General features: G+C 42.8%; 12 protein-coding genes. 6 read left to right on the top strand and 6 right to left on the bottom strand.

Annotation, left to right across the window (positions count from 1 at the left end; genetic code table 11):
- Positions 1–21: 21 nt before the first annotated feature.
- On the bottom strand, positions 22–1,218 hold the full coding sequence (locus F1E73_RS02555; protein ID WP_086476389.1) for a porin: 1,197 nt from the start codon (positions 1,216–1,218) through the stop codon (positions 22–24).
- A 324-nt stretch (positions 1,219–1,542) separates the two neighbouring features.
- Between F1E73_RS02555 and dgt the strand changes: the two genes are divergently transcribed.
- Positions 1,543–2,886: a dGTP triphosphohydrolase gene (gene dgt, locus F1E73_RS02560; protein ID WP_150451026.1), complete on the top strand. Its 1,344-nt coding sequence runs from the start codon at positions 1,543–1,545 to the stop codon at positions 2,884–2,886.
- 6 nt (positions 2,887–2,892) lie between these two features.
- Here dgt and F1E73_RS02565 read toward each other — a convergent pair whose 3' ends face one another.
- Together F1E73_RS02565 and F1E73_RS02570 are read right to left on the bottom strand one after the other, a co-directional pair.
- Positions 2,893–4,035: a DUF3078 domain-containing protein gene (locus F1E73_RS02565; protein ID WP_086476387.1), complete on the bottom strand. Its 1,143-nt coding sequence runs from the start codon at positions 4,033–4,035 to the stop codon at positions 2,893–2,895.
- 1 nt (position 4,036) lies between these two features.
- Positions 4,037–5,815: a 1-deoxy-D-xylulose-5-phosphate synthase gene (locus tag F1E73_RS02570; protein ID WP_150451027.1), complete on the bottom strand. Its 1,779-nt coding sequence runs from the start codon at positions 5,813–5,815 to the stop codon at positions 4,037–4,039.
- A gap of 294 nt (positions 5,816–6,109) precedes the next feature.
- Here F1E73_RS02570 and F1E73_RS02575 point away from each other — a divergent pair, with 294 nt between their 5' ends.
- Positions 6,110–6,559 (top strand): nucleoside deaminase, encoded by a 450-nt coding sequence (locus F1E73_RS02575; RefSeq protein WP_086476385.1) that lies wholly within the window; start codon positions 6,110–6,112, stop codon positions 6,557–6,559.
- A gap of 82 nt (positions 6,560–6,641) precedes the next feature.
- Here the strand turns inward: F1E73_RS02575 and F1E73_RS02580 are convergent, their stop codons facing one another.
- The 3 genes from F1E73_RS02580 to aspS all read right to left on the bottom strand — a co-directional run bounded on the left by F1E73_RS02580 (position 6,642) and on the right by aspS (position 10,635).
- The gene (locus tag F1E73_RS02580) at positions 6,642–6,893 is read right to left on the bottom strand and encodes a hypothetical protein (RefSeq protein WP_086476384.1); all 252 of its coding nucleotides are present in this window, start codon (positions 6,891–6,893) and stop codon (positions 6,642–6,644) included.
- A gap of 12 nt (positions 6,894–6,905) precedes the next feature.
- Positions 6,906–8,714, bottom strand: coding sequence for a chloride channel protein (locus F1E73_RS02585; RefSeq protein ID WP_086476383.1), 1,809 nt, complete (start codon positions 8,712–8,714; stop codon positions 6,906–6,908).
- A 166-nt stretch (positions 8,715–8,880) separates the two neighbouring features.
- The gene (aspS, locus tag F1E73_RS02590; protein ID WP_150451028.1) at positions 8,881–10,635 is read right to left on the bottom strand and encodes an aspartate--tRNA ligase; all 1,755 of its coding nucleotides are present in this window, start codon (positions 10,633–10,635) and stop codon (positions 8,881–8,883) included.
- 386 nt (positions 10,636–11,021) lie between these two features.
- Here aspS and F1E73_RS02595 point away from each other — a divergent pair, with 386 nt between their 5' ends.
- The 4 genes from F1E73_RS02595 to F1E73_RS02610 all read left to right on the top strand — a co-directional run bounded on the left by F1E73_RS02595 (position 11,022) and on the right by F1E73_RS02610 (position 19,161).
- Positions 11,022–13,976, top strand: coding sequence for a SusC/RagA family TonB-linked outer membrane protein (locus tag F1E73_RS02595; protein WP_086476381.1), 2,955 nt, complete (start codon positions 11,022–11,024; stop codon positions 13,974–13,976).
- Between the two features lie 12 nt (positions 13,977–13,988).
- Positions 13,989–15,320, top strand: coding sequence for a RagB/SusD family nutrient uptake outer membrane protein (locus F1E73_RS02600; protein ID WP_086476380.1), 1,332 nt, complete (start codon positions 13,989–13,991; stop codon positions 15,318–15,320).
- A 251-nt stretch (positions 15,321–15,571) separates the two neighbouring features.
- On the top strand, positions 15,572–17,449 hold the full coding sequence (locus F1E73_RS02605; protein WP_150451029.1) for a CocE/NonD family hydrolase: 1,878 nt from the start codon (positions 15,572–15,574) through the stop codon (positions 17,447–17,449).
- A gap of 194 nt (positions 17,450–17,643) precedes the next feature.
- Entirely contained in the window at positions 17,644–19,161 is a 1,518-nt protein-coding gene (locus F1E73_RS02610; protein WP_150451030.1) for a sulfatase family protein, read from the top strand.
- The last annotated feature ends 112 nt before the right edge of the window (positions 19,162–19,273 follow it).

Here is a 19,273-nt window from a genome sequence, read left to right on the forward strand (position 1 = left end):
ATGAAAAGGTTATGTTATTGGTTAAAAATGTATATCGAACTGTAATCTATACATTAATTCATCGGTTCCTCCATTTACCGACATATAGCTTAGATCTGTCTGAACTTTTAATTTATGGCCCACTATGTACTTGGAAAGGCCTAAGGTATATTGATTTTCTTTAGGATTGCCTGTTATAAGCTTGTCTAAGGCGATATGGGTATACCTACCGGAAACCTCCCAGTTATTGTTAAAAAGGTAGCCCGACTGTAGGTTGAGGCCATCGCCCACTTGTACAATATCTCCTGTTAGACTGCCATCAGAATTTTTTGCGATGGGATCTTTGGCAGTTCTATGGGCGTATTCCCCCATAAAGGAGAAGCCCTGGTATTTGAACATGGCATCCACAAAAACGGTATTTATATCCGTATGATGGAATCCAATATCATTGGTCATATAACTCCCCTGATTGCTTCTAGTCTTAACCGCATTTTTGTTATGGTCATAGGTAGCTGCAAGCATAAGCTTTGGACTTTCTTCACGGGCCATATCGGCTCCGGAATATTCCCCTCCTTTGGTAAACTCACCAAAAGGGAGTAGTTCTAAACGACTGGTAAATTGGGCGCCTCCTATATTGCCATTGGTGACATTTCTGCCTTCCCCTTGGGATAGTGCAAACCTTTCGCGAATCAAGAAATTGTTGAAGAGGTAGAATTGGTGCCTAAGCTGTATTCCTGTTTCCCTATCTAAAGTGAACCTACTGTTTAAGCGCGATCGGTCTACCTGTTGTAGGTTCCCGGAAGATATTACCCGTTCCATATTGCCGGGTAACTTGGTCTGCCCAATCCACAATTCAAAGTTTTCATAGAAATTCCACATAACAAAGGCATCTAGAATAAACCTAGGGGCATTGCTCGTGTAAATGGAGGCTCCGGACATATCTCGGTTAGATAGTCCTAGTTCTACCTTGTACTTTAGTTTTGGGGAATAGGCATATCCCTTAAATTTTAATCGTGCCCTGCGGACCAAGGCCGTGGTATGGGGATCTGCCCATTTGTCATCGGCGTTTTGATCCCAAGTAGTGGTGGTCAAAAACTGAAATCGGGTAGCAAGGTTCATCGTCCAACTGCTATCCTTCCCCACCAGATTTAATAATCCCTTACCAAACTCCGGGGCTTCGGTTTGGGAATATACGGGTGCCAATAATAGAATAAATAGCAAACATGCTAATTGTTTCATAAGTGTAATCATTAGTTTTTGTCGACTGCAAATTACAGGATTGTACGTTAATTTAACGTTAACTGAAGAACAATTTTAGTTTAAATAGAAAAGCTACCTTGGCCAAAGGTAGCTGAGTTTCAAGATTATAGTCGACAAAAACTAACAAAATAATGAAACAAGGTTGTTTATAAACAACTGCTAAATTAGGAAATCCTTTTGTGACGAATGTAAAGTTGGGATTAAGGAATGGTTAAGCAAAATAGGGGGCTAAGAGAATTTGGGGGAGGTTTGGTGGGAAGGCCATTCCTGAAAAATGTATCTTGCGGGTTTTAATTATGTACTATGAAATGGGAACAATTACTCTCTCTGAGACGATTTGGGGATACCAGTAAAAGATTGCGAAAAGAACAGGATGAAACCCGTTTGGGGTTCGAAGTAGATTATGATCGGGTTATTTTTTCTGCGGCTTTTAGGAGCCTGCAGGACAAGACCCAGGTAATCCCCTTGTCCAAGACAGATTTTGTGCACACCCGCCTAACCCACAGCTTGGAGGTTTCCGTGGTGGGCAGAAGCTTGGGGCGAATTGCTGGGAAAAAAGTATTGGAGAAACACCCTTATTTAAGTGAGATTCATGGGTATAGGTTTAACGACTTTGGAGCTATTGTAGCAGCGGCAGCCTTGGCCCACGACATAGGGAATCCTCCCTTTGGGCATAGTGGCGAAAAGGCCATTGGGGAGTATTTTAAGAATGGGAACGGTCAGCGTTTTAAGGAGCAACTTAGCGATAAGGAGTATCAGGATATCTTGGAGTTTGAAGGGAATGCTAATGGATATAAATTGTTAACCGAATCTAGAAAAGGTGTAGAAGGCGGTTTGCGACTTAGTTATGCTACCCTGGGCGCCTTTATGAAATATCCCAAGGAATCACTGCCCAAAAAGCCCACCAAGCATATAGCGGATAAAAAATTTGGGGTTTTTCAGACAGATGTGGATTCCTTTAAACAAGTAGCCGCAGAATTGGGGTTGCTTTCAACTTCCCAAAGTGGGGATGTTGGCTATTGTAGGCATCCCTTAACTTATTTGGTGGAGGCTGCAGATGATATTTGCTATACCATTATAGACTTCGAAGATGGGATTAACCTAGGGTTAATTCCAGAGGATTTTGCCTTGGAATATCTGATTAAATTGGTAAAAGACAGCATCAACGTCAAGAAATATAACGAGTTGGTCTATATGGAAGATCGTATGAGTTATTTGCGGGCATTGGCCATAAACACCTTAATTTCTGATGCCATAGCTACTTTTATTGCCAGCGAAGACGCTATTTTAAAAGGGGAGTTTAGCGTTTCCTTATTGGAGAAAAGTAAGTTTAAAGCGCAAATTCAAGATATTTTATCCATAAGTAAAGACAAGGTATATCAGTCACAGGAAGTTATAGAAAAGGAAATTGCTGGGTACAAGATTATCTCGGACATTTTGGAAGTTTATACCACCGCTTTAATGAGGCAGAAAGAAAATAAAAGGTCCAATTACGACGCCTTGATACTTTCTACCCTGCCAGAGTTGTACCGAGATACCGAGGGATCTATTTATAATATATTATTGAATGCCTGCTGCTATGTGGCCAGTCTTTCGGACAGTGCCGCCGTACACATCCACAACAAGATTATGGGGAAGCAGCTGTAGCCCTGTTTAAAAATTATAATTGATGCCCACCCCAAAGAGCTGTTTAAACTGAATTTTTGGGGTGCCATCACTTATAATGGTCCCATCATCCGCTTTTATAGGGTCAAATTTAATATCGTCGTCATAAATTATATGGGTCCCCAAATTGGTTGTTATATTTTTATTGACCTTTAGGGAGATATTGAGTTCCGAGTCAATATCCACATTTCCAAAGCTGTTGAGGTAGTCCGTATATAGGCTTAAACGATGTTTTAATAATACGTTTTCAAAAATTTCGGTCTCCCAGTTATTCGTCACTAGAATCCCAAATTCCATGATGACGTTTTCTCCATCTTTTATTTTATTTCCTTCCGCATCGTATTGCGCCCGTTCTACTCCAAAAGATCCCCTATCTGCCAATTCCTGATCCAATACAAAAGTTGCCTTTTGCGTAAAGGGGGAGAGGTAGAGGTCAAATTTCTTTCCTTCGGGGATGTACGAGGTTCCCGCACCAATAAATCCGTAGCCCGGGGCCATAAACCTCGAGATGGGATTGTCCCTGTTGGGGTATTTGTAACCGTTAGAGAATTGAGTTCTAAAGTTTGCCCTTATAGAGTAGTACCAGTTGCTTATGGTATCCCGTCTATAGGCAAAGTTGGTGCTGATGCGGATCGCATCGTCCGTTTTTCTCAATTTTTGCTTCTCCTGTGAGTTTAAACCGTAACGGAGTTCCAATAAGTTGTCCCATTTTACGTACCTGAATTTATAGTTACGTAGAAACTTTATGTTTGCTAGGGCCGATACGGAATTGTTTCCCCCGGCATTCCAATTGATAAAAGCTACCTCGTTAAAATTTACGCTCAGCTTGTTTTCCTTATCCCAAAAAGAGGGAATCCTAAAGGGGCGGTACTCCTCGTCTAAGGCCTTTGTTTTATTAAAGGTAATGACCGGTCCGCTTAAATTAGCCCCGCGTGCAACGTTTTTAATTTTTTGGTGCAGTGTTCTTATCACTATGGTGTCTACGCGCATAGTGTCTATCCTCATGGTATCTACCGGGATAGGCGATACCCTAAGCGTGTCCGATGCTGTTTTTTGGGTAGGTGCTACTTGTGCGTTTAGAGGAATGATACATAGAAACAAAAGGATAATGAAGCTAAATTTACTGCGCATGTTAAACGATGTTCAATAGATTATTAATTTGTTTTCTTAGGGCTTGTTTATCTATTTGGGCAATATGATGTAGTTCTTCCACGGTTCCATGTTCTAGAAACTTATCGGGGACCCCCATTACGCGAATAGGGATCCCACAATTTACTTCGTTGGCATATTCCACAATGGCACTGCCGAAACCTCCGGCACTACACCCGTCCTCTATCGTAATGATATGGGTGTAGTCCTGGAATATGGTCTGTAACATATCTTGGTCCAATGGTTTTACAAATCGCATATTGTAATGGCCAATTTCATTTTTATTTTTTAAGGTTGGCAATAGGTCGGCCACCATATTTCCGATATGGCCGATTGACAATACAGCAATTTTCGTGCCCTTTTGCAGTTCTTCTGCCTTTCCTATCATGATTTTAGAAAATTTGCGTTTCCAATCCAATACCACTCCTCTGCCCCTGGGGTATCTGATGGCAATGGGATGTGGTAGCCCCAATTGGGCAGTGTACATAATATCCCTTAGCTCCAACTCGTTCATCGGTGCAAAAACAATTAGGTTTGGGATGGTTCTTAGTTGGGCCATATCGAACAGCCCGTGATGAGTGGCACCATCCTGACCCACTATTCCGGCCCTGTCCAGACAGAAGATGACAGAGAGATTTTGTAGGGCCACATCGTGTATTACCTGATCATAGGCCCGTTGTAAAAAGGTAGCGTATATATTGCAAAAGGGAACCATTCCTTCTGCGGCCATACCCGCAGCCATGGTTACAGCGTGTTGTTCGGCAATACCCACATCAAAGGCCCTCTCCGGCAACCGGTCCATCATATACTTTAAAGAGCTACCCGTAGGCATTGCAGGGGTAATCCCTACAATCCTGGGGTTTTTTTTGGCCAGTTCAACTAGGGTATATCCAAATACATCCTGATACTTTGGCGGTTCCATTTTATTGGCCTTGGGTAAAAGGTCGCCGGTGATACTATCAAATTTTCCCGGGGCATGGTATACCACTTGGTTTTCTTCCGCCTTTTTTAGTCCCTTGCCTTTAGTGGTTATCAAGTGTAATAATTTAGGACCTGGCACAGATTTAAGTCGCTCCAATTCTTTAATCAAAAGCGGGAGGTTATGGCCGTCTATAGGTCCGGTATAGTTAAAGTTTAAACACTCAAAAAGATTCTCATCCTTGGCTGTGCCCTTCTTTACATTGGTTAGGTATTTTTTTAGGGCCCCAACGCTGGGATCTATGCCAATGGCATTGTCATTTAATACGATAAGAATATTAGGATTGGTATCCCCTGCGTGATTTAGTCCTTCAAAAGCCATTCCGCTGGCAATGGAGGCATCCCCAATCACAGCAATATGCTGCTTGTCTTTTTCCCCTTTTAAATGGGAGGCCATGGCCATACCCAAGATGGCCGAGATAGAGGTGGAGCTATGCCCGGTGCCAAATGCATCATATTCACTTTCTTCCCGATGAGGGAATCCACTAATACCTCCTAGTTGTCTGTTGGTGTGAAAAACATCCCTTCGGCCAGTAAGTATCTTGTGTCCGTAGGCTTGATGGCCAACATCCCATATAAGTTTGTCATAGGGGGTGTTAAATACATAATGTAGGGCAATAGTAAGCTCTACAACGCCTAAGCTGGCCCCAAGATGCCCTTCTTTGGTGGCTACAATGTCTATTATGAAACTTCGCAATTCCTTGGCCAATTGGGGTAATTCTTCCAAGCTTCTTTGCCGAAGGTCGTGCGGATCGTTGATATGTGGTAATATAGCTTTCGACATGTAATAAAGATAAAGTACAAAACTAAGGTTTTTAGGTATCCCTTGTTGCATTAGAGCGCTACGAATGGTGCATTATGGGATTATTGACCTAGGGAAGGGTAAAATCATTTTAGAGGAATGCAGGGCAAGGGGATGGCAAGGTACATCGCCGTTTTATCTTTTTGTAGTAGCATTGGTTTTTTCTTCTTGAAGTGTAGAAATGCGGTTTTGAAGGAATTGAGTTAAGGGATAAATTGGGTTTTACTTTACATTGAATTTAATTATTGATTACTATTGTAGTCTAAAAACCGGACTATGATAACGCCCTTTGACGATACTTACTTTATGAAGAAAGCCTTACAGGAGGCGGAGATGGCTTTTGAAAAAGGGGAGATTCCTGTAGGTGCGGTTGTGGTAGTTAATAATAGGATCATTGCCCGCGGACACAATTTAACCGAGCAGTTGGTAGATGTTACTGCCCATGCCGAGATGCAGGCCATTACGGCCGCTTCCAATTTCTTGGGAGGGAAATACCTGCAGGATTGTACCTTGTATGTAACCTTAGAGCCCTGCCAAATGTGTGCGGGGGCCCTATACTGGAGTCAGATTTCCAAGATTGTATATGGGGCTAGGGATATGGACAGGGGATTTAAGACCATGAATACGAAACTACACCCTAAAACAACCGTGGTAGGTGGTGTTATGGAAGAAGAGGCTTCGGAAATCTTAAAGCGCTTCTTTATTCAGAGAAGAAATCTTAATTAGTGTAGGACCACGACTGGACTAAAGGCCGTACTCGCTACTTATAGTTTTTTGAAAATGCAATAAAATGGGGGCTGCCGGTAGCTTATTCCTTTTTCTCTTGTTTTTTATCCTTTCCCTGCATTTTTCGTATGTTCTCCTCGTTCAGCATATAATCCTTCATGTTTTTGCCTTTGCTAACTTTTATAAGAAATAGGGGCATGGCAATTAAAAAAATGCCTACTGTGCCAAAACCAATGCATTTATTGGCAAAAATTACATCGGTTTCCTGAATGGTGAAGCCGTAAATAATTGAGGCTAGGGATGCAAGCAGCACTAGGACGATAAGGTATTTCATGATATGGGGTAATTATCTTGTAAAATTAATCAATTTTCTGCGGTAGGCCGTTAATAGTTTAGACTTGGAAACAAAGCCCAGGTACTTTCCGTCCTTTATGACGGGGAGGTTCCAAGCTTCCGAATGTTGAAACTTTTTCATGACCGTCTTCATATTATCTTTTTCAAAAATAATATGTTCAGGCGGATTGTGCATAAAATCTTCCACCTTCATGCTGTCGTACAAAGAGGCGTCGAACATAAATTTTCGAATGTCGTCCAAGAGTACAATGCCCACCAGAATTTGGTTATCGTCTATCACCGGGTAAAGGTTTCGGGTAGATTTGGTAACGCAATTGTGCAGCATTTCTCCCAAGGTCATTTCTGGGTGTACCGGTATAAAGTTTTTTTCTATCACCCTTTCCAATTTCATAAGGGTAAGCACATTTTGATCCTGATCATGGGTTAGCAGATCGCCCCGCTCTGCTAATTCCTTGGTGTAAATGGTGTGTTCCATAACCTGTTTGGTAATAAAATAGGAAATGGCAACGGTGATCATAAGGGGAATAAAAAGATCATAACCCCCAGTAATTTCCGCGATAAGGAAGATAGCTGTTAAAGGCGCGTGGATTACCCCTGCTATTAGTCCGGCCATGCCCACCAAGGTAAAATTGGCTTCGGATACCGTTATTCCCAGCCCTAAATTATTGAGGATTTTGGCGACTACATTACCTAGGGCGCTTCCCATCACCATAGTAGGAATAATGACCCCGCCTACTCCTCCCGCGGCAAAGGTAATGGTCATGGCAAAGGCTTTAAAAATGGTAAAGCCCACCAAAAGGGCAATGACTACCCAGATATTATCAATAACATCGTCAAAAGGGGTGGTTCCCAAGGCATGCAAATGGTTTCCATCGAACAAATCCTTGGTAAAACTCAGTCCCTCCCCGTATAAGGGGGGGATAAAATACAACATCACCCCAATAATAAGTCCGCCAACAAGGACTTTTAGGAAGGGGGTTTTAAATTGATCGAAAAAGGCATAGACGGCAAAGTAAATCTTGGTAAAATAAATAGAGCCAATTCCAGTTCCCACGCCTAAGAGGATATAGGGCGCAGCATCGTTGATGACAAATTTGTCTACGATATTGAAGCTAAAGATAGTTTCATCGCCTAGAAAAAAATAGGACGTTAGCACCGAGGAAATGGACGCCATTAACAGGGGTAAGAGGGAGGCAAAAGTGAGGTCTAGACTAAAGAGTTCTATGGCCAGTACCAAGGCGGCAATAGGAGTTTTAAACATTGAGGCCACGGCCCCGGAGGTGGCACAGGCGATAAGCAGCGTCCGTGTTTTACTATCTACGTGCAACAAACGGCCCAGATTAGAGCTTATGGCCGATCCCGATGTAATGGCCGGCCCCAGCAATCCCACAGATCCCCCAAACCCTACGGTAAGTGGCGCCATAATTATAGGGTGGTAGATTAGTTTATAAGAAAGCATTCCGTTCTGTCTTAGCAGCGCGTATAATAAAGTGGGGATGGCTCTTTTTAGAAAGGACGGTATTGGGGGGCGAAATCCATTGCGAAAAAGTAGCTTCTTTACCAAAAAAACCAAGAGGAGGCCAATAAAGGGCAGAATGAAATACAGTTGGTTTTGGGAGAAAACGATCCCTTGCTCAAACAAGGATGCTACGCTAAAGGTGAGGTTTTTAATGGTAACGGAAGCCAAACCAGCCAGTAAACCGACAATTACCCCTAAGATGATAATAAAATTCTTTTCGGAAATATTTCGATATCTCCATCTTAGGAATTTTCTAAAGAAAGTGTTTTTATGGGACACCATATTGTCAACTATGCTTATTATAACCCTTGCTAAAGAACTTTAATGGCTTTATAATATCTTAACGGTTAAGATAGTAAAAAGGTTGGAGGCGCCATAGGCACTACCAACCTTTTTAAATGAATCTATGCTGAAGAGTGGAGCTGTTTTCCCATTGCTCTCTCCGGTACTATGCTTTTAAATCCAATTTTAGGGACAATTCGTTTAATTGCTCCTGATCTATAGCGGCCGGGGCATCTATCATTACGTCCCTACCACTATTGTTTTTTGGGAAGGCGATAAAATCACGGATGGTCTCTTGCCCTCCTAATATGGCCACCAGTCTATCCAATCCAAATGCCAAGCCACCGTGAGGGGGAGCTCCGTACTGAAAGGCGTCCATTAAAAAGCCAAACTGAGCCTTGGCCTCCTCGGGGGTAAACCCAAGGTGTTTAAACATGGTAGACTGTATTTGCTTATCGTGGATACGGATAGATCCTCCACCAATTTCGTTTCCGTTCAATACCAGGTCGTAGGCATTGGCCTTAACCGCACCGGGGTCTGTATCCAAAAGTTCCATTTGTCCTGGCTTAGGAGAGGTAAAAGGGTGGTGCATGGCATGGTAACGCCCCGTTTCCTCATCCAATTCCAACAATGGGAAGTCTACCACCCAAAGCGGGGCAAACTCTTCTTTGTTTCGAAGTTTTAGGCGTTCTGCCATTTCCATTCGCAGGGCACTCAATTGTGCTCTGGTTTTGTTGGCATCACCAGAAAGGACACAGATAAGGTCGCCCGGTTTTGCGCCAGTAGCTTCAGCCCACTTGGCCAGGTCTTGCTGGTCAAAGAATTTGTCTACGGTAGATTTAAAGGATCCGTCCTCGTTGTACTTTACATAAACCATGCCTTTGGCACCTACTTGGGGTCGGCGCACCCAATCTACTAGAGCATCTAACTGCTTCCTAGTATAGGAGGCTATACCAGGAACCGCAATTCCCACCACTAATTCGGCCTCGTTAAATATTCCGAAATCCTTGTGCTGGGCCACGGCGTTTAATTCGCCAAATTCCATTCCAAATCGGATATCGGGCTTGTCGTTACCATATTTTCTCATGGCCTCCTCGTAGGTTAACCTTGGAAATTTGTCTACGGTAATCCCTTTTATTTCCTGTAATAGGTGTTTAGTAAGACCCTCAAAGACATTTAGGATGTCTTCTTGCTCTACAAAGGCCATTTCACAATCTATCTGGGTAAATTCTGGTTGTCTGTCTGCCCTAAGGTCCTCGTCCCTAAAACATTTTACAATTTGGAAGTACTTGTCCATGCCGCCAACCATCAATAATTGCTTAAAGGTCTGGGGCGACTGGGGAAGGGCGTAGAATTGACCTTGGTTCATGCGGCTTGGAACCACAAAATCCCTAGCTCCCTCGGGAGTGGATTTAATTAGATAGGGGGTTTCTACCTCTATAAAGTCCTGATCGGAAAGGTATTTCCTTACTTCCATGGCTACCTTATGCCTAAAAATGAGATTGTTTTTTACCGGGTTTCTTCTAATATCTAGATAGCGGTATTTCATTCTTAGATCCTCCCCACCATCGGTTTGGTCCTCAATGGTAAAAGGAGGGGTGATGGATTTATTTAGGATTTTTATTTCCGAGACCAAGACCTCCACATTACCTGTTGGGATATTAGGATTTTTGGAACTTCGCTCTAAGACGGTACCCTTTACCTGAACCACAAATTCGCGCCCCAAGGACTTGGCCGTATCCATGATCTCTTTGGAAGAGCGCTCCTCATCAAAGATAAGTTGTGTAATTCCGTACCGATCCCTTAGGTCGGCCCAAATTACAAATCCTTTGTCTCTTACCGTTTGTACCCAACCTGATAGGGTAACCTCTGTATTCTGATGGGCTTCCCTTAATTCCCCGCAATTATGACTTCTATACATGTTATACTTGATCTATGAAAACGCAAATGTAAGAAGTAATGGGGTTATCGACTAAAATTTCTGCGGGTGAATTTTTATCTAAGCCTTAACTTGTATAGAGTTTAGATAACATTCTTGGATGATAACTAGATTATTTAAATCCTCCTTGGCATGCCTGCTTTTTATAATTGTACGTATAAATATTCAATTAGCCTCCTATTTCGATGTTGGTATAACTATAGTTGGTTGAGATTTGTGTAATTTATGGATAGTTAAATTATTGAAGTGGGCATTAAGCACCTATATAATTAGGAATGTGTTAATTTTTTATAAGTAAAAAGAGAAAAAAAGTTTTTAAAATTTAAAATCTTCATTACCTTGACCTTCAAATAACTAACTCAAACCTTATGAAACTAAAATTGACTTTTTGGAAAAGTGCGTTTTTTTTTGTGCTTTTTGCCGTCCCCATCACCATGGCCGCACAAGGAACCATAACGGGAAACGTAACTGAAGCAACGCAGGGATTGCCCCTGCCAGGCGTAAACGTAGTTGTAAAAGGAACAACGACAGGGACAACTACGGATTTTGATGGAAACTTTGAAATAGGGGTTAGTTCCTTTCCTGCAACATTAGTCTTTTCTTCTCTTGGATATGCCAATACAGAAGTAAGGGTGACAGGCGAAACTAGCCTTAATGTTACCCTGGAGGAGTCAGCAACCGGACTGGAAGAGGTGGTCGTCACTGGATTGGCCAGTTCCGTAAAACGAGAAAACCTGGCTAATGCGGTTGCTACGGTTTCTTCCGAGGAATTAGTAGGAACTACCAGTCAGTCTACGGTAGATGGCGCTCTCTACGGAAAAATACCAGGTGTAAATATAACCTCTACTTCAGGGGCACCAGGGGGTGGTTTTGCATTAAGATTGCGTGGTATATCATCGATTAACGGCAACAACCAGCCCTTAATTATTGTGGATGGTGTTTATTATAATAACGTAGAAATCCCTACCGGGCTTCGGTTTGCTTCTGGTGCTAACCGTGGGAATGAGGAGAATTCTGGAAACCGTTTGGCAGATTTAGACCCCAACGACATTCAAAACATAGAAGTGCTGAAGGGTTCTTCAGCAGCTGCAATATATGGACAGCGTGGAAATGCGGGGGTAGTTTTGATAACCACAAAACGTGGAAAGACAGGAAAAACAAAAATTAGTTTCAGCCAAGACATAGGCATAAACACCATTTCAAATCGTTTGGGAATGCGACCTTGGACGGCAGATACCGTAGAAAGCGTATTCAATGCGGCCGAAAGGGCAAAGTATGAGGCAACCATAGCAGAACGTGGGAAACTTTACGATTTTGAAGATATTATTTACGGGGAAACTGGTTTTATAACCGAAACCCGATTAAGTGCTACCGGTGGTAGTGATAAAACCAAGTTTTATTTGGGTGGCTCTTTTAGGGACGAAAGCGGTATTATAAAGAATACTGGTTTCGATCGCCTCTCCTTGAGGACCAATATTGACCATCAAATTTCGGATGTTTTTGATTTTACCTCAACCACAAGTTATAGTAGAAGTAATGCGAGCAGAAGTTTTACTGGTAACGAAAACGACGGAGGTTTAAGTTACGGATACACCTTGGCTTTCACTAGGCCTTGGGTAAATCTATTCCCTGATGCCAATGGTAATTATCCGGTGAACCCAAATTATTCTGGGAACCCGATTTTCGTGAGAGACAAAGCTTTGAACGATGATTCTAATGACCGTTTGGTACAGGGGATTACGTTGAATACACATATTTTACGTGCAGACAGGGATAGGGTAAAATTGGTAACAAGTGGTGGACTAGATTATTTAGCGAATCAAACCAATGTATATGTGCCCGAAACGCATCAGTCGCAAGTGCCGCCTGGACCTGGTGGTTTTATAGCGGTAGGCAAAAACAATTTCACCCAATTCAATGCGCAAGCTATTGGGGTGTGGAACCGTAATGCTATGGAAGGCGATCTAGATCTTACTACCCAATTGGGTGTAGCGTACCTATATCAAGAATCTAACCTTGTAAATAGCCGAGGCTCCTTATTAGCAGCGGGTCAGACCAGTGTTGATCAATCCGTTAACCAGGTCATCGATCAATTTCGTTCGGAGGAAAAAGATTTTGGATATTTTGGTCAGATAGAGGGGAATTATCAAGATCAAATAATTGCTACTGTTGGCTACAGACTTGACAAATCTACCCGAAATGGGGATCCTAATAAGTTCTATGGATTTCCAAAGGCTTCCTTAGCGCTTAATATGACAAATTTTGATTTTTGGACTATGGAGTCTGTTACCCAGCTGAAATTAAGGGCCGCATATGGGGAAACTGGAAGTCCGGCGAATTATGGTTCTACCTTTACTAGTTTGGGTGCTAGCAATATAGGGGGGAACATTGGGCAATCTGTATTGGGAATTAAGGGAGATGCCCTGGTTAAACCTGAAACGGCGAGCGAATTGGAATTTGGTTTTGACCTTGGATTCTTCAATAATAGACTTTCATTAGAAGCTACCTATTATGATAAAAAGGTAAAGGACTTAATCTTGACGAGGGCACTACCCGCTTCCTCTGGATTTACTCAGGAAACCACCAACTTAGGAGATTTAAAAAATAGTGGGATAGAATTAGCCTTGAAAGCTTTTGTGTTCGACAATGAAAATTTTAGCTGGAATTCAGCGGTTCAATGGTATAGGAACCGCTCTGAGATTACACGTTTGGAAGTACCTGCATTTCCACAGCCTGGCGCCGGTTTTGGTTTAGGACTTGGAACATTCTTTATTCAGGAAGGCAAGTCGGCTACCCAGTTGGTGGGTAACCTAAACTTAGATGGTACTGGTACAAAGCCAACGAAGGTTGGGGATGTGGAACCCGACTTTCAAATGGCATGGAGTAATAATTTTACAATATATAAGCAGTTAGACGTGTCTTTCCTATTTCAATGGAAAAATGGCGGGGAGAACCTAAATCTATCTACTTTTCTTACCGACTTAGGACAGGTTTCTCCTGATTTAGGTACCCCAAGGGGTCAGGAACGATTGGAGATGCCTGCTAATGCTATCCGTTTTGTGGAACCTGCCGGGTACCTAAGATTGCGTGAGGCTGCAATTCATTATTCTCTCTCAAAGAATACGGTAGAGAATGTATTCGGAAGTACGGTAGAGGGTGTTAAATTCGGAATATCGGGAAAAAACCTTTTCACTATTACCGATTATAGTAGCTACGATCCCGAGGTTTCCGTAAATGGGGGCTCTGGACTTTCTACGGGTATAGAAGTAGCTCCATTCCCTAGTTCACGGCAATTTTTCTTTAGCCTAAACGTTAATTTCTAAAAAAAATAAAAAATGAAAAATAATATAAAATATTTAGCGATCAGGGTTCTCATGATTCCAATAGTCTCGCTTATGGTTTCTTGTACTTTCGAGGAAGTAATAGATCCTAACGGGCCTAGTGTCGATGGAGTTCTAAAGGGAGCTTCTAAGGGACAGTTGAACGAATTAGTAGTTGCCATAGAATCTACTTCCCGTAATGGAATGGGAACAGAGGTTACTGCTAATGGATCTATGGCAAGGGAGTTGTATCTATTTAATGCCGATCCCCGAAATACAGGTGATGTATTGGGAAAAGACGGTATTCCCCTAGATAATAACTCCTTCTATAGCGTAGGTTCATGGAACGGAAATTACAGGTGTATAAAAAATATAAACTTATTGTTGGAGGCGGCCGAAAATACAGATGCAGTTACTGAGGCTGAGCGGAATGGCTATCAGGGTTTTGCTAAGACCATGATGGCTGAGGAGTTGATACAGATTCTAAAGTCGTACGGAAAGGCTCGGTTAGACGTAGCCAATTCGGACGAATTGGGGCCAATCGTAGAGTTCGACGAAGGCTTGGCCAGGGTCCGTTCCCTATTGGAGGAAGGCCAACAACATCTCTCCAATGCAGGAAGCGACTTTGACTTTGAACTAAGTACTGGTTTTACCGGGTTTGACACCCCAGCTACCTTTGCTAAATTCAATAGGGCCCTAGCTGGGTTGGCAGCAGTGTACGCCAAAGATGGGAATGCCGCATTAACGGCCTTATCAAGCTCCTATTTAGATCTTGATGGCGACTTGGAAGTGGGACCAAAACACATATTTGGCTTAGGAGGTGGTGACCAGAGTAACCCGGTGTTTAGAGTTCCTTCTACGGATGATAAGCCCAACAATGGAGATCAGATAATAGTCCATAATAGCTGGATTACAGAGGCAGAGGCTGGAGACGCAAGAGTTGCGGCAAAGGCAGCATTAAGGCCAGATCCAACCTCTCAAGATGAACTTAACGGTACCCATGAATCCCGATTGTATGAATCTAATACAAGTCCTATAGATTTTCTTCGCAATGAGGAATTAATATTGGTTTATGCAGAAGCAAGTATATTGGCGAATAATTTACAGGATGCCGAAGATGCCCTTAATGTAATACGTAATTCGGCCAGCCTACCAGATTATTCAGGTGCACAGACCGTAGAGGCGCTAACTGCAGAATTGCTTAAACAACGTAGGTATTCGCTATGGTCGGAGAATCATAGGATGTTCGACTTAAGGCGTTATGGACTATCTAATACGTTGCCTATCGATAGAGTCGGAGATCAGGTGTTTAATGTAATGCCAATACCATTGCCCGAGAACAATTAACACATCTTTCAATTTTAATAGTACAGGGATAAAATAGCCCCTAATTAAAGCCCGATGAATTGTTGTCGGGCTTTTTTATGGAGTTTCAGGAGTATATGTGTTTAGGAAATTTAATTTCTTTAAATTAGTCTATTCATGTAATGAGGAAATTTACTTTTACAGCCATAATGTTTTAACGCAATATATCAATTAAAAACACCCAATTCCGTTGGAAGTGAAGACGGGTAAAACCACCAGCAAAACTTTAGCCTATGAAGCTTTATCGAATTCCTTACGTATTTTTCCTTTTATTTTCTTTTCAAATCTTTTTTGGACAAGAGGCGTCCGACATTTTTTCAAAACTGGATGAAATCGCTATTGTAGATCAAAAGGTAATGATGCCCATGCGGGATGGTGTACGTCTTGCCACCGATATTTATAGGCCGAAGACGAAGGAAAAAGTGCCCATTATTTTTTCACGTACCCCGTATAATTTTAATACATGGGTAGATGGCGAACGCCGGACCCGAACAGCCGAACAAGCTTATGAAGCGGTTAAACGTGGATATGCCTATGTGGTACAAAATGAGCGTGGAAGGTTTTTCTCCGAAGGAGAATGGGATATTTTGGGACTTCCGCTCACCGATGGATATGACGCTTTTTCATGGATGGCCAATCAATCTTGGTCTAATGGAAAAATAGGCACTTATGGCTGTTCTTCAACAGCCGAGTGGCAAATGGCGGTGTCCGCTCTTGATCATCCTTCCCATGCGGCCATGGTACCACAGGGATTTGGGGCAGGTATTGGCACGGTTGGTAGTATCCAGGAACAGGGAAACTGGTATCGTGGGGGGGTAGAACAGCTTTTGTTTTTCTCATGGCTATATGGTGTAGAACATGATAAGTTTAAACCTCGGATCCCCGAAGGGGCTACGCAAGAGGATTTAATCAGAATTTCTAGATTTTATGACCTCGCTCCTAAAAATCCACCCATAGATATGGCTGAAGCCCTAAAGCATTTACCGCTAAAGGATATTGTAAAGAATATCAAAGGGAAGCGAGAAATATTCGATAAAATGGTAGTTCGAAAACCGAACGATCCGGCATGGTATGAAGGGGGCCTTTATCATGATACCATGGAAATTAGTGCACCTAGTTTTTGGTTTGCTTCTTGGTACGATGTTTCAATCACTCCTAATTTGGCTTTGTTTAATCATGTACGTAATAATTCCAGGGACGCCCAAATCCGGGAAAATCAATATTTGGTTATTGCACCTACCTTACATTGTGCATTTACACGTGCTACGGAAAACACGGTAGTTGGTCAACGTAGCGTTGGCGATGCCCGTTTAAATTACGCGGAGCAGATCTTTGGTTGGTGGGATCTGTGGCTAAAAGGAGAAAGTAACGACTTTAAGGAAAATACCCCTAGGGTACAATACTATACAATGGGTAGCAATCAATGGCAGTCTGCCGAGGAGTGGCCGCCAGCAGATACGAACATGGTAACTTATTATTTAGACAGTGATGGCAATGCAAATACCCTTAATGGCAGTGGGACATTAACAAAAAAGAGACCATCTAGAGACAACCCAGATTCCTTTGTTTATGATCCAATGAATCCTGTAAGTTCTTTGGGCGGAAATGTATGCTGCACTGGGAATGCCGTGGAAGGAGGTGCATTTGATCAGCGGAAGATGGAAGAACGCCCCGATATTCTTGTTTATACTTCGGACGTTCTTAAAGAAGGAACAGAAGTGACCGGGTTTATTGAGTCTACCCTTTTCGTTTCTTCGGATGCTAAGGATACGGATTTTACCATTAAACTAATTGATGTGCATCCAGATGGTACTGCCTATAACTTGGACGAAACCATACAACGAGTGCGTTATAGGGAAGGATACGATAAAGAGGTGTTTATGGAAGAGGGGAAGGTGTACAAAGTGGATCTAACACCAATGGCAACCAGTAATTATTTTAAAAAGGGCCATCGCATCAGAATAGAAGTTTCAAGTAGTAATTTTCCACGATTTGCTCGTAATTTGAATACCGGTGGAAATAATTTTGACGAAACAGAAGGAGTGGTAGCCAGGAACAAAGTGCATCACTCAAAACGATATCCTTCGCAAATACGGTTACCTATAAGATAAGCTAACAGGTTAAAAAATCCATATAATTTAAATACTCCCGATGAACTAGTATCGGGAGTGTTTATTCAGGGTGTCCGCTGTGAACAAACTTTGAACCCCACCAGGTTTTTAAACTGGATTTATTTTAATTCCTTAGATTAGTCTGCTTATTTTGAACTAAACCAAACAAATTTTAACCAATTAGAATACGATCTATGAGAGTGATTAGTTTATGGTCCCTGGTGTTACTGCTGTTAGTTGTTGGCTGCAAACCAGGGAAAAAGGAAGAAGGAGCGGTCTCCAGTAAAGCGGCAACCCCCAATATAGTAATCATCTATGCAGATGATTTAGGGTTTGGGGACCTTAGTAGTTACGGGGCTACAGAACTCTTAACGCCCAATATGGATAGGATTGCCAATGAAGGTATTAAATTCACCAATGGCTATGCCACTTCCCCCACCTGTACCCCTAGTAGGTACTCCTTACTTGCGGGAACCTATCCCTTTCGCCATACCAAAGCACAAATTTTACCGGGCAATGCCCCCTTGTTGTTCGATCTTGGGAAGCAAACCCTTCCCTCCATGTTGCAAGGGGCCGGCTATACCACTGGGGTAGTAGGTAAATGGCATTTGGGCCTTGGCGGTGAAGAGTTGGATTGGAATGGAGAAATTAAACCAGGCCCCTTGGAAGTTGGTTTTGACCATGCTTTTATCATGGCCTCTACCAATGATAGGGTGCCCTCCGTATATGTAGAGAACCACCGGGTGGTAGGGCTATCGCCCGATGATCCCTTGGAGGTGAGCTATACCGAGAATTTTGAAGGGGAGCCCACGGGTAAAGAAAACCCAGAACTCTTAAAAATGCATCCCAGCCATGGCCATGATATGAGTGTCCACAATGGAATTTCCAGGATTGGCTATATGAAAGGGGGAGAATCGGCCCTGTTTATAGATGAGGATATGAACGACGATTTCCTTAGGGAGTCCATAAAGTTTGTGACCGAAAACAAGGATAGGCCCTTTTTCTTATTCTATAGCCTACATCAGCCCCATGTTCCCAGGGTACCGCATCCCCGTTTTGTAGGGGCCTCTGGTTTGGGTCCGCGTGGCGATGTTATTGTAGAGGCAGATTGGTCCGTAGGTCAGTTCCTAGACACCTTGGACGAGCTTGGGTTGGCAGAAAATACGATTGTTGTCTTTACCAGTGATAACGGACCGGTGTTGGATGATGGGTATCACGATGATGCGGTAACCAAAAACGGGAACCACACCCCAGCGGGTCCGCTTAGGGGAGGCAAGTATAGCCTGTTTGATGCAGGGACCCATGTGCCTTTTATGCTGCGTTGGAAAGGAACTATTGAGCCTGGCGTTTCCGATGCCTTGGTATCGCAAATGGATTTTACCGCTTCTTTTGCTGCACTTACCGGACAAGAGAACGCTACGCCAGACAGTAAGAATATCTTGGATGCCTTTTTAGGAAAATCGGAGCAGGGTAGGGAGCAGCTTATTTTGGGGCAGCGGAATATTTTTGCCTTCCGTCAAGGAGACTGGGTGCTTATTCCACCACATAATGGTACCCAGCTAATGCGATTGGTAAACATAGAGACGGGAAGGGATACAGAATACCAACTTTACAATCTAAAGGACGATCCCGGACAAAAAAACAATTTGGCAAAAAGCCATCCCGAGAAACTTGAGGCCATGAAGGCCGATTTTGAGAAGGAGAAGGCGTAGGCATACCCTGACAGCGCATTTACTGGTAAAAATAAAGCGAGCAATTGAAAGTTGCTCGCTTTGTGCTTTACGGGGTAGCCTCCAGGGCGGTGGGTTCCGCCTTGTGATGTAC

The organism is Arenibacter lacus, assembly GCF_008711145.1.
Lineage (GTDB): Bacteria > Bacteroidota > Bacteroidia > Flavobacteriales > Flavobacteriaceae > Arenibacter > Arenibacter amylolyticus.